Source organism: Flavobacterium sp. DSR3-2 (genome assembly GCF_049896525.1).
Classification (GTDB): Bacteria; Bacteroidota; Bacteroidia; order Flavobacteriales; family Flavobacteriaceae; genus Flavobacterium.
Window position 1 is genome coordinate 128,613 of sequence record NZ_JAFCUM010000001.1, and the last position, 12,990, is coordinate 141,602.

Consider the following 12,990-nt stretch of genomic DNA (forward strand, 5'->3'; position numbering starts at 1 on the left):
CACAACTATGAATCAGATAAAAAGAGTTTTAGGATTAGTTTGGATGGCGTTAGCAGTTGCTACGGCCTATTATTGCATTGACATTTTTGGATTAAAATTGACCTCCGGCAAACAAGAAGATTTGGTTTTCGGAATAATCATATTTTTTATATTGCTACCGCTTGTGGTTTTAGGATTAGGAACCTTTGGGTATTATGCCTTGATGGGCGATTACGATGAAAAAAACGATTAATTAAATGAATTCCTTTAAAACAATCTCTGCATGTTTCTGCAGAGATTGTTTATTTTTTAAATAAAAAACACAGATTCGAATACAGAATCTTTAAAAAACGAAAGCACATTCCGCTGCAAAGCAAACTGCATTTTCTTATGAAAAAGAGACATGAACAAAAGTTGGTTATCCTTTCAATGCTAATGCTATTAGCTTTGAACGTACCGCTCCTACTGTTATTTGACAGTTCGCAACCACTTTTTGGATTTCCAATTATCTATATTTATATCTTCTCGGCATGGCTGTTTTCAATCGCCATATCGTACTTAATCGTAAAAAGATATTATGAATAGCATTGGACTCTTATTAATATTGGTGCTTTATTTGTCGATTCTTTTTTACATTGCCTATTGGTCCGAAAAAAGAAGCCATTCAAAATGGACAAATAATCCCTACATCTATTCCTTTTCATTAGCCGTATATTGTACAGCCTGGACCTATTACGGAAGTATTGGTGTTGCCGCAGAATCCGGTTTGAGTTATTTACCCATCTATTTAGGGCCCATATTAATTATTCCAACGTGGATGATTATTCTTAAGAAAATTATCCGAATTTCGAGAGTAAATAAAATTTCCAGCATTGCAGATTTTATTTCTTTACGATACGGAAACAGCAGATTTCTGGGAGCAGTAGTAACCATGATTTGTATTTTTGGAATCCTACCTTATATTTCTTTACAGCTAAAATCAATTTCAGACACTTTTCATATTGTTACCAAAACGCAGGCAAGCTCCAATATTTTCACTGACACAACAACCTATGTTTGCATGGCACTGGCTTTATTTGCTTCTTATTATGGTACCAAATATGTAGACGCTTCCGAAAAAAGACGCGGAATAGTAACCGCCGTCGCCATGGAATCCATTTTGAAGTTAGTTTTCTTTTTAATAGTAGGCATTTATGTTACCTATTTTGTTTTTGACGGTTTTGATGATATTTATCAAAAAGCGGCTGTCCTGAAAGATTTTGACAAGAAAAATACGATTGGCGGGATTACAAATGGAATCAACTGGTTCTTTCTTTGTATTCTATCCATGTTTGCTATTTTCCTTTTGCCAAGACAATTCCACACTGCGATCGTCGAGAACAATAAAGAAACCCATATCCGAACAGCGATTTGGCTTTTTCCGTTGTACTTGCTACTTTTCAACCTTTTTGTTTTCCCAATTGCTTGGGGTGGCAATATTCTTTTTGAAGGAAAAGGCCATAATTCTGACACCTACTCCTTATTGATTCCACAGCTTTTCGACAATGATGTATTGACAGTGATGGTTTTTCTGGGCGGATTTTCAGCAGCCATTTCGATGATTATTGTATCTTCAATTGCATTGGCAACAATGTTGAGCAACAACTTATTGATCCCGTATGGTTTCATAGGATCTTTGGAAAATTCTTCACAGAAAAAAAACAGCAAGCGAATTGTAAACAGCAGAAAAATAGGGATTTTTTCGCTTATCATTTTGGCGTATGCAATCTATAGAATATTCATTTTGGACTATTCTTTGGTTTCCATAGGACTAGTTTCCTTTGTCGTTATAGCACAACTGGCTCCTTCCTTTTTTGGTGCACTATTCTGGAAAAGAGGTTCTAAATATGGTGCGGTAACCGGAATTATTCTTGGATTTTTGACCTGTTTTTACACGTTGCTAATTCCGTACGCTATTGGAATCACGAAATCAACCAGCCTGTTTATTCAGGAAGGACCTTGGGGAATTGAATTGCTAAAGCCGTTTCAACTTTTTGGTTTGGATTATTTAGAACCAATCCCGCATGCTGTTTTCTGGAGTTTATTAATAAATATTCTGAGTTATTCTGCGATTTCCGTGAGTTTCAAGGGCAATTACAGAGAACGTAATTATGCCGAAATGTTTGTGGATATTGACAAATACATTACCAATCATGAAAATGCTTTTGTTTGGAAAGGAACGGCCTACATCTCCGATATTCAAAAAGTATTGCAGCGATTTCTTGGTGAAGAAAGAACCAAGCGCGCATTGACTATTTTCAATTTAAAATACAACATTGATAAAGATATCACCACTGCCGATGCCCGATTTATAAAATTTGCCGAGAATTTATTAACGGGACACATTGGTACGGCTTCCGCCAAAATATTAATCTCTAGTGTAGTCAAAGAAGACAAAATCAGTTTGCCCGAAGTGTTGCGAATTTTGGAGGAATCCAAAGAAAATATCATCATCAACAAGAAGTTGACGGACACTTCGAATGAATTAAAAAAAATATCCGAACAACTTAAAAATGCAAATCAGGAATTAGTAAATAAAGACATTCAAAAAGATGAATTTCTTGATACGGTTACCCATGAATTGAGAACGCCAATAACGGCCATTCGTGCAGCAAGCGAGATCCTTCATGACGATAACGACATTCCCGAAGAATTGAGAAAGCAGTTTTTGCAAAACATCATTTCAGAGTCGGATCGATTAAACCGCCTAATTGACAAAATTTTGGATTTAGAAAAATTTGAAACCGGAAAACAAAAGATTTATTTGTCCAAAAACAACATTACAAAAACAATCAAAAACACATTAAATTCTCTCCAACAATTAATAAAAAATAGACATATCAATATTGAATTTAATGATAGCTCCAAAGAGATAAAAGCCTTTTATGATGAAGAACGGATCATTCAGGTCATTCATAATTTAGTATCGAATGCTATAAAATTCTGCTCGGAAACAGATGGAAAAATAGTGATTTCCATTGATGAAAATAAACACAATATCGAAGTCAAAATACACAACAACGGCAAGGGAATTAAAAAGGAAGATTTTGAAGCTATTTTTGATAAATTCTATCAATCCCGAAATCAAAACGTAAAAAAACCAATCGGAAGCGGACTAGGTTTAGCCATTTGTAAGCAAATTATTGAACATCACAAAGGTAAAATTTGGGCTGAAGATAATGTTAAAGAAGGAGCCACTTTCATCTTTACATTACCCAATTATAATACAGCAGAAAATAGTTAAAAAAATGAAAAAGATTTTAATTGTAGATGACGAACCAAACATTGTAATGTCACTGGAATATACTTTCAAAAAGAACAATTTTGAAGTTTTCATAGCGCGTGACGGTCAGGAAGCACTGGATATTTTAAAAAAACAGCTGCCGGATGTGATCATTCTGGACGTTATGATGCCCATGGTGGACGGTTTTGCCACATTGGAACAAATAAAAAAAGACGAACGACTGAGGCATTGCAAGGTTATTTTCCTTTCGGCTAAAAACAAGGAAAAAGATATTGAAAAAGGACTTTCATTAGGCGCCAATTTATATGTTGTGAAGCCCTTTTCAGTTAAAAAACTGGTCGATCAAGTTCATGAATTAATGCAATAAGAAACAAATTCAACGCAATGACATACAAAGAAATTTATGAGGACAGCATTGAGCACCCAGAAAAATTCTGGGCAGAACAGGCTGATGCAATTGAGTGGTACAACAAACCGGAAACGATTTTGTCAAAAGACGAAAATGGATATCCGCTTTGGTACAAAGATGGAGAATTGAACATTTGTTACCTTGCGTTAGATAAACACATTCAAGATGGTTGTGGAGATCAGGTCGCTTTTATCTACGATTCTCCGGTGACACAAACCGTGAAAAAATACACTTTTTCAGAAGTAAAAACCGAAGTGGCAAAACTCGCAGGAGGTATGCAATTGCTGGGATTAAAAAAAGGCGACACCGCTATAATTTATATGCCAATGATTCCTCAAACTGCATTTGCGATGTTGGCTTGTGCGAGAATTGGCGTGATTCATTCGGTTGTTTTTGGAGGTTTTGCACCAAATGAATTGGCTATCAGAATTGACGATTGTAAACCTAGAGCGATTATCACCGCTTCTTCAGGAATTGAAGTCGATCGTTTAATTGCTTACAAACCTTTGGTCGATCAAGCAATTGAACTTGCTTTACACCGACCAAAAAAAGTAATCGTTTTCAACAGAAAATTAGGCGCCCGAATTCCGTTTAAGAAATACGACGTAGATTATGATGCCTTGGTTTATGGTTCCGAAGAAACGCCTTGTGTTCCTGTGAATTCGAATCATCCGCTGTATATTTTGTACACATCCGGAACTACGGGAAAACCAAAAGGAATTGTAAGAGATACCGGTGGATACGCGGTGGCTTTAAAGTTTTCGATGAAATACATTTACAATGTAAAAGAAGATGAGACTTTTTGGGCGGCTTCGGATATGGGTTGGGCAGTGGGTCACAGCTATATTCTTTACGGACCGCTATTAAACCGAAATACAACCATAATTTTTGAAGGTAAACCGATAAAAACTCCAGATGCGAGTACGTTTTGGAGAATAATTTCAGAACATAAAGTGGGTACCATGTTTACGGCTCCAACCGCCATCAGAGCTATAAAAAAAGAAGATCCTGACGGAGAATTCATCAAACAATATGATTTAAGTCCTCTTAAAAATCAATTTTTGGCGGGAGAACGTTGTGATAATGCTACGCTGGAATGGTACCAACAACACATTCCTATTCCCGTAATTGACCATTGGTGGCAAACAGAATCAGGCTGGCCAATGATTGCTAATTCTCTTGGTATTGAAAAAATGCCGGTGAAATCCGGTTCTGCCACAAAAGCAGTTTGCGGATATGATATTCGGATTTTTAATGAAAACGGTGACGAATTAAACGCAAATGAAGAAGGTTTGGTTGTCGTAAAACTACCATTACCTCCGGGAAATATGTTGGGAATTTGGGAAAACGAAGCGCGTTTCAAAGCCGGTTATTTCAGCAAATTTGATGGTTATTATTTGTCTGGCGATGGCGGCTACAAAGATGAAGACGGTTATATTTTCATAACTGGACGAACGGATGATGTCATAAATGTAGCGGGACATCGATTATCAACAGCTGAAATGGAGGAAGTTGTTGCTTCTCACCACTCTGTTGCTGAATGCGCCGTCATTGGAATTCACGATGAGTTAAAAGGCCAAATTCCTTTGGCTTTGGTAGTAACCAAATCCGGAGATGAAATCGAACACTATCAATTGGAACAAGAAATTATTAAACTGGTTCGTCAACAAATTGGGGCTGTTGCTTCGTTGAGAAATGTAGTTATTGTACAGCGATTACCAAAAACACGTTCGGGGAAAATCCTTCGAAAACTGATGCGCAGCATTACAGATGGTGCCGAATTCCAAATTCCGTCCACCATTGATGACGAATCTATTGTGGAAGAAATCATTGCAACATTAAAAAAGTATAAAATAGGCGTTTATAATATTTAAAATTTACCAAAATCATGAGTTACTATAAAATAAATAATTTAGAAGAGTACTTTAAACATTACAAAAAATCAGTTCGTGAGCCTCGAAAATTTTGGGACAAAGTAGCCGCTGAGAATTTTACATGGTATCAGCAATGGGACAAAGTCGTTGATTTCAATATGGCGGAAGCCGAGATAAAATGGTTTACCAATGCGAAGGTAAACATTGTAAAGAACTGCATCGACAGGCATCTTGCGAAAAAAGGAGATAAAACAGCTATCATTTTTGAACCAAATGACCCAACAGAACAAGCGCTACACATCACTTACAATGAATTATACGAACGCGTTTGCAAAATGGCAAACGTCTTAAAAGGACAAGGAATACAAAAAGGAGATCGCGTTTGTATTTATTTACCAATGATTCCTGAATTAGCGATTACCACTTTGGCCTGCGCCAGAATTGGAGCAATCCACTCGGTTGTTTTTGCAGGATTTTCTGCTTCGGCAGTGGCAGCAAGAATCAATGACAGCGAATGCAAAATGGTCATCACCTCTGATGGTGGATATCGTGGCAACAAAACCATCGATTTAAAAAGTATCGTAGACGAAGCCTTATCGAATTGTCCTTGTGTAAAGAACGTTTTAGTGGCCAAAAGAATCAACTCAACTATCAATATGAAAGAAGGTCGTGACCAGTGGTTGCAGCCTCTTTTGGATCAAGCTTCGGATAATAATGTCGCTGAAATTATGGATGCCGAAGATCCTCTATTCATCCTTTACACTTCTGGTTCAACAGGAAAACCAAAAGGAATGGTGCACACTACGGCGGGTTATATGGTGTATTCCGCCTACACGTTTAAGAACGTTTTTAATTATGAAGACAATGATATTTTCTGGTGTACCGCTGATATTGGCTGGATTACCGGACATTCTTATATTCTTTACGGGCCGTTATTGAATGGAGCTACGACGGTAATTTTCGAAGGCGTTCCGTCTTATCCTGACTTCAGTCGCTTTTGGCAAACCATCGAAAAGCATAAAGTTACCCAGTTTTACACGGCGCCAACCGCCATTAGAGCCTTGGCAAAAGAAAGCATTGAATACGTGCAAAGGTACCAGTTGACCTCTTTGAAGGTAATTGGATCAGTAGGAGAACCAATCAACGAGGAAGCTTGGCACTGGTACAACAACCACGTAGGCGATAAAAAATGTCCTGTGGTGGATACATGGTGGCAAACAGAAACCGGAGGAATTATGATTTCGCCAATTGCCTTTGTAACCCCAACAAAACCAACATATGCTTCGTTACCTTTACCAGGAATCCAACCCGTTTTGATGGACGAAAAACGCAACGAAATTGAAGGCAATCAGGTAACCGGAAGTTTGTGTATTAAATTTCCGTGGCCGGGAATTGCAAGAACCATTTGGGGCGATCACCAACGATATAAAGAAACGTATTTCTCTACCTTTCCAGGTAAATATTTCACTGGCGACGGCGCTTTGCGTGATGAAGTTGGGTATTACAGAATCACTGGCCGTGTAGATGACGTAGTTATTGTCTCGGGACACAATCTGGGAACTGCACCTATAGAAGACGCCATCAATGAGCATCCCGCAGTTGCAGAATCAGCCATTGTAGGTTTCCCGCATGATATCAAAGGAAATGCGTTGTACGGTTTTGTAATTTTAAAAGAAACCGGAGAATATCGCGATCGAGAAAACTTAAGTAAAGAGATCAACCAACACATATCCGATCACATAGGACCAATTGCAAAACTAGATAAAATCCAGTTTGTTTCCGGTTTACCAAAAACCCGTTCCGGAAAAATCATGCGTAGGATTCTGCGTAAGATTGCTGAAGGTGATTATTCTAATTTTGGCGATACGTCAACCTTGTTGAATCCTGAAATTGTAGATGAAATCAAAGAAGGTAAAATTTAGTTTTTAGTTTTAGTTTGTTGTTGAAAAACTGCTTCATTTCTGGAGCAGTTTTTTTATACAAAAACGGCTGTCTTTTTAGGGACAGCCGTTTTTTCACTAATTCAACGTATTCTTAATTTTTCAACAGTTTCAATACCTTCATTCCATTATTTTCATCAAATGTTTTCACAATGTAAAGACCTTGGTTCAAATCATTAACCGAAAATTGATAGCCTGCAGATTGATTTGAATCAAAACTTTTTATTAATTGTCCTGTGATTGAAAAAATCTGCACTTTAGACATCGTTTCATTCAACGTAAAATAATTAGATGCAGGATTTGGATACAAAACAATCGTTGGTGACTTTTCGAAATCTGCTATTGCCAAAGAAGCTGTTTTGTTACCGTAGATACGGTAATCACCTGCCGCAATTGTTATTGGATCATTTACATTATTAACGGTAATCGATGTATTATCCATCAAGTTATACCAAGTTCCTGCGTATGGAAATCCAGTAGCTACATTTTGAGTAGTCACATTGAAATTGGCTATTATCAAAACATCTTTGAGTTGGCTTGACGCCAAAGCACTATTGGTAATTTGGATATTTGGATATAATGAACTTGAATTGGCGATGGTTGCAGTTCCTAAAAAAACTGGCTCTACAGATTTCATCGTAATCATTTTGGACCAATCGTTGTAAATTTTACTTCTATTGGTGTCTCCAAGCCAATTATTGACCCATTGTGGTTGTTGTTTGGTATCTAATTTACAATCGCCCGCTGTTGCATCTGACGAAGTGTTTACCGTTCCATTATTACAGGCAAAAATAGAATTTTCCCAACCTAATTCGCCAAAATGCCAGATCATCTTTGGTCCTGGAACCAATAAAGAAACAGCTCCAACCGCTGACATTCGAGATAACGCAACATTTAATGTTTTTACGTTATGCGCAGGATTAGAAGTATTCCCAAATTGCAAATTTTTATACATCAGTCGTTCTTCATCATGACTTTCGGCATAACCCAGCAGCCTGTGAGCGGCAAAACCTCTGCTAGAACTATTCATGCGAGAAATATTTGCGGTGTAACCCATAGACAATTCATTGTATTGACTGGTCATTATTCCCCACATCATAATTCCTTTGCTTGGTGTTTCATTGAGTCTGTAATTAGCCCAAAGCTCTTCTTCATCATCATTCCCTAAATGTTCAAAAATAGCATAATGATTTGGATCTAAACTCCAAGAATAATCGGCATACTTTCGCAATACATCCACTCTGTCCTGTTGTTTAACTCCTGTACAGGCTTCTTGTCCTCCGGCTACGTTTCCTGGACAATTTTGAGTAAATCCTTTGGTTAAATCCCAACGGAAACCATCAATTTTATATTCCTCTACCCATTGTTTAATGACACGCTGCACATAGTTTTGTGTTCTGGTTTGTTGATGATTAAAATCCTCTCCTACACTATAACTGTGCATAGCCGTGGTATTGAAATATGGATTTTCAACAGAAGGAGGACCCCAACCATCGCCGTCAGCATCATTCATCCACATACGAATCATTGGATTTCTGCCAAAAGCATGATTCAACGCAACATCAAGAATAACGGCAATTCCGTTTTGATGGCACAAATCAATAAACTCTTTTAACTTGTCAGAAGTACCATAAAATTTGTCTAAAGCCATGTGAAAAGAGGTATTGTATCCCCAACTTTCATTACCTTCAAACTCCATTACTGGCATCAACTCAATCGCATTTATTTTTAAATTTTTAAAATAGTCAATTTTATTAATTAAGTCCTGATAACTTCTGTTAGCATCAAAATCACGCACGAGCAGTTCATAAACTACCAGTTTTTCTTTAGCCGGTTTAATAAAATTAGTCGTTGCCACGCTCCAAACGTAAGCCGTTTGCCCGGTTTGTAATACCGTAACTTCACGTTCCTGACCTGCAGGATACACTGGGAGATTAGGATAATTTACAGATGAAATTCCCGGATCATCAAAAGGAGACAAAACCAATGTGGAATACGGATCGGCAGTTTTTACTAAAGAAGGCGTGCCTGCAATAGGCGTTGCATCAACTACCCAATACTGATACGTGTAATTGGTTCCCGAAACCAATCCAGTTAATTCTAACCAAAACTTGCCCGAAGCAGGATCCTTTTTCATCGCAAAAGAACCTGTAGGTTGATAGTTGTTGAAACTCCCTGCTACGTACACAAAATCTTTAAACGGCGCATCCAGCACTAAAGTTGCTTTTGTCGCATCAGCTGTATTGTAATTGATTCCGTCCAATAATCCAGCAGACATCGATTCGTTGATAGTACCCGGATTAACAATTGCATTGAATTTTTTAGTAATTACAGTTGTTCCCTGTGTAACCTGCAATTCGTAATTTTGATTTCCGATAATATTTATGTGATTATAAGAATAACTGGAAGCAGCTGCATTTGTATTTAAATTAATACCATTTGCCTTTAATACATAACTGGCGTTTCCACCTGTATTAGAAGCTGCAATATTTAAACTCCCGCCTGAAGCAATAATTGTTGAACTATTTTCACCCGGTGTTGATAATATAACTTGATATGCACCCACTTCGATATAATTATCTTGGGATTTTTTATCACCAGTCCCATCCTTAGCTTTCACAAGGAAACCTATTTTACCAATTCCATTTCTATTATAAAAGGTGTTTGGAGTAAATGTTTTACTATAGGTATCTGTGGCTGAATTGTAGAAAAATCTGTTTGCCTCGTTAGACGAAGTCCATGTACCATTAGTTGGACAATCACTACTATTCGCATCATTGATGTCAAAAGACCATGTCCACATATATAATGCGTTTCCGGTAACTCCCCAAGTTGCTTCATTTACAGAACTTCCGCTAATAGTTATCGTAATCGATGTTGTTTCTTCAAATAAAATGGGGCTTACGTTGCTAGTAATGGTTTGTTGTTGAGTAAAACCCGGCAGCGAAAATAAAAATAATAGTAAGAGTATAATTTTTTTCATAGCGGTTATAAATTATTTTAGATAATAAAAAAGGCTACCGATCAAGTAGCCTTTCTAATATTGTTTGCCAATTAGTTTAAAGTAATTGTTTTAGCAGTACTATCAATTTTAAGAACCCTCACTCCTGTTGGTCCGGTATATTTAAAATTGCTATCACCATCATTTGCATTCACTAATTCAGGAGTGATTACAAATTTTGCTGTAGAATAAAATAGAAAATTCCGACTTGCATCCCAATTGCCATTGCTAGTATAGTTATTCCCAAGAAAAATTCTAAATGCCTCACCGTTTTTAAGCATTACTGATACTGAGTAAACATCAGTTTTACCCACAACTAATGGAAATTCAGTTTCGGAATCATTATCCCACGACCAACCACCTGGAGTAGCTGCCCCTACAAGCCAAAGTGAACTTGCTAGTGGTGTGCGGTACGGTGTTACTTTGATAGTAAAAGCATTAGAAAACTGGGCAACACTGCCTGTTCCACCAACTGTTGACTTGATACGAATTTCTACTGAGTTTTCCTCTCTGGCCGTAAAGCCTCCATTTATTAAAGCTGAATTTAGTTCACCAACTGTGATGCTCTTAAAACGACTTGTTGTTGTACCTACTACGGAAGGAGTTGCAAATTTACTCCCTACTTTTGCAATCTCTATACTGTAATTGACCACCGTTGTCATTCCTGTGTAAGCAGCATCATTCCAAACCATCGTGGTTGCAATATCGTTTTCGGCTGCTTTAGAGAGTACAATTCTAAAATCTGCTTTCGGGGTTAGTAAAATAGGTGCTGTAACTGCCTCAATTATAGGACGATCTTCAACATCGTCTGCAGTACATGATACTGCTACTAGAGCTACAAATGCGATTAAAATTTTATTTATATTTTTCATTTTTTATGATTTTATTGGTTTGATTAATATCCGGGATTTTGTTTTAATGTTGGGTTTGCTTGAATATTTCTTGCAGGAATAGGCATTAAATCTCTAAAAGATTCAGTTGCGCTACCATTTACGGATCCGCCTTTCCATTGCCAAATCTTAGATCCGCCAGTGAATTTTCCAAAACGAATAAGGTCGGTTCTTCTGTGACATTCCCAGAACAACTCTCTTCCTCTTTCGTCTAAGATAAAATCTAAAGTTAAGTTTGAAGCGACAATTTGTTGTGCATTTGCTCTCGTTCTTAATTTGTTAATATAACCTACCGAAGTTGCTATATCTGATCCAGTTGCTCCTCGCACTGCACATTCAGCATACATTAAGTAAGCGTCAGATAATCTAAACATTGGAAAATCAATATCAGGAATATCATTTCTCTGTGCCGCTGATCCGTTTGCATTTTTGTTTATATATTTTGTAACAGCAAAGCCATCAGTAAATGTTCCTACATTAGCAATATCTAATGTTTGGCCAGCAGTGTAAAAAGTTCCTCTGTTATCGGCAATAGCATTTGTATCTGGGAAAAGATTTACAAACTCTCTACGAGTTCTAATTCCTTGCCATCCGCCATCCATGCCACGTGATGCAGCGTCCAAGCTTCCACCAATTGCAGCATGCATAATAAAACTCATTCCTGCTCCGGTAGCTCTAATTGCATTTCCATCACTTACAATTGGAAATATAATTTCGTTTTGCGCACCGTTTCTATTGTTATCAGCAGAAAACAAATGTGCGTACGGAATATTTGCAAATGTGTAACCCGATTTATCAATCACATCTTTAAGTACTATTGCAGCTTCATTAAATTTAGCTGTTCCTGTGTAAACTCTGGCATTCATATAAACTTGAGCCAATAAAAATTTAGCAGCTGTTTTATCAACACGTCCATATTCATTTGTTTTTGAAGCTGCAAGACTATTATCAAGATCTTTTAATTCAGATTCCACAAAAGCAAAAACTTCAGCTCTTGTTTTTTGTTCTGGATAAAACAACCCCACAGGGTCGTTTTCTGTAGTGATGGGAACATTTCCAAATAAATCCATTAAATTGTAATAGGAAAAAGCTCTTAAGAATCGAGCTTCAGCTCTAAAAGTAGCAATTTGAGCTTTCAAATTTGCATCAACACCTCTTGCCGATAATTTTTCATCTGAAGTTTGTCTCAAAAATTCATTTGCAACACTGATATGATAAAATGCTCTCGAAAAAGTTCCTTCTAGGAATTCATTTGCAGGTGACCACGTTTGCGCATTCATTGTAGGTAATGTACCATCAGCCCATGCGATAATTGCCTCATCAGTAGGGAGTTCTTGTATTACAAAAAGTAACCGTAAGTAACTACTAAAGTCTCCTCCAATCCCGCCAATATCTGCCGCTCCATCTCCATCATTACCTCCTACATAAAGACCAGCATATAATTTTGCTAGTACTTTTTTATAGGATGCTGGATCTTGAAAAAAGGCTTCAGATAAAAATTCATCATCATCACCTGGCGTAACATCTAAGTCGCTAGTACAAGATATAAGCGTCATATTCACTCCTAAAATAAATAGGAGAAAATAAGATATAATTTTAAATGATTTTTTCATT

8 protein-coding genes are annotated in these 12,990 nt (G+C 37.2%); 5 read left to right on the forward strand and 3 right to left on the reverse strand.

The features are described 5' to 3' along the window. Positions 1-7 precede the first annotated feature (7 nt). The 5 genes from ACP7AV_RS00555 to acs all read left to right on the forward strand — a co-directional run bounded on the left by ACP7AV_RS00555 (position 8) and on the right by acs (position 7,467). Positions 8-232, forward strand: a complete 225-nt coding sequence (locus ACP7AV_RS00555) for a DUF6814 family protein (protein WP_426064505.1) — start codon at positions 8-10, stop codon at positions 230-232. A 324-nt stretch (positions 233-556) separates the two neighbouring features. Continuing rightward, a complete protein-coding gene (locus ACP7AV_RS00560; RefSeq protein WP_426090340.1) occupies positions 557-3,262 on the forward strand; it encodes an ATP-binding protein in 2,706 nt (901 codons plus the stop codon). Positions 3,263-3,266: 4 nt separating this feature from the next. After that, on the forward strand, positions 3,267-3,629 hold the full coding sequence (locus tag ACP7AV_RS00565; RefSeq protein ID WP_091204335.1) for a response regulator transcription factor: 363 nt from the start codon (positions 3,267-3,269) through the stop codon (positions 3,627-3,629). Between the two features lie 17 nt (positions 3,630-3,646). Beyond that, positions 3,647-5,545 (forward strand): acetate--CoA ligase, encoded by a 1,899-nt coding sequence (locus ACP7AV_RS00570; RefSeq protein WP_426090341.1) that lies wholly within the window; start codon positions 3,647-3,649, stop codon positions 5,543-5,545. Positions 5,546-5,559: 14 nt separating this feature from the next. After that, on the forward strand, positions 5,560-7,467 hold the full coding sequence (acs, locus tag ACP7AV_RS00575; RefSeq protein WP_426090342.1) for an acetate--CoA ligase: 1,908 nt from the start codon (positions 5,560-5,562) through the stop codon (positions 7,465-7,467). Between the two features lie 112 nt (positions 7,468-7,579). Here acs and ACP7AV_RS00580 read toward each other — a convergent pair whose 3' ends face one another. The 3 genes from ACP7AV_RS00580 to ACP7AV_RS00590 form a co-directional block, all read right to left on the reverse strand. After that, on the reverse strand, positions 7,580-10,468 hold the full coding sequence (locus ACP7AV_RS00580) for an alpha-amylase family glycosyl hydrolase (RefSeq protein ID WP_426090343.1): 2,889 nt from the start codon (positions 10,466-10,468) through the stop codon (positions 7,580-7,582). A gap of 71 nt (positions 10,469-10,539) precedes the next feature. Further along, positions 10,540-11,358 (reverse strand): SusE domain-containing protein, encoded by an 819-nt coding sequence (locus tag ACP7AV_RS00585; RefSeq protein ID WP_426090344.1) that lies wholly within the window; start codon positions 11,356-11,358, stop codon positions 10,540-10,542. A gap of 23 nt (positions 11,359-11,381) precedes the next feature. Beyond that, entirely contained in the window at positions 11,382-12,989 is a 1,608-nt protein-coding gene (locus ACP7AV_RS00590; protein ID WP_426090345.1) for a RagB/SusD family nutrient uptake outer membrane protein, read from the reverse strand. Position 12,990 lies beyond the last annotated feature (1 nt).

What these genes read in the sequence shown, in the direction of transcription:
- ACP7AV_RS00570 (WP_426090341.1), top strand. Translation starts at nt 3,647, where the DNA reads ATGACATACAAAGAAATTTATGAGGACAGCATTGAGCACCCAGAAAAA.
- ACP7AV_RS00585 (WP_426090344.1), bottom strand. Translation starts at nt 11,358, where the DNA reads ATGAAAAATATAAATAAAATTTTAATCGCATTTGTAGCTCTAGTAGCA.
- ACP7AV_RS00590 (WP_426090345.1), bottom strand. Translation starts at nt 12,989, where the DNA reads ATGAAAAAATCATTTAAAATTATATCTTATTTTCTCCTATTTATTTTA.
- ACP7AV_RS00565 (WP_091204335.1), top strand. Translation starts at nt 3,267, where the DNA reads ATGAAAAAGATTTTAATTGTAGATGACGAACCAAACATTGTAATGTCA.
- ACP7AV_RS00580 (WP_426090343.1), bottom strand. Translation starts at nt 10,468, where the DNA reads ATGAAAAAAATTATACTCTTACTATTATTTTTATTTTCGCTGCCGGGT.
- ACP7AV_RS00555 (WP_426064505.1), top strand. Translation starts at nt 8, where the DNA reads ATGAATCAGATAAAAAGAGTTTTAGGATTAGTTTGGATGGCGTTAGCA.
- acs (WP_426090342.1), top strand. Translation starts at nt 5,560, where the DNA reads ATGAGTTACTATAAAATAAATAATTTAGAAGAGTACTTTAAACATTAC.
- ACP7AV_RS00560 (WP_426090340.1), top strand. Translation starts at nt 557, where the DNA reads ATGAATAGCATTGGACTCTTATTAATATTGGTGCTTTATTTGTCGATT.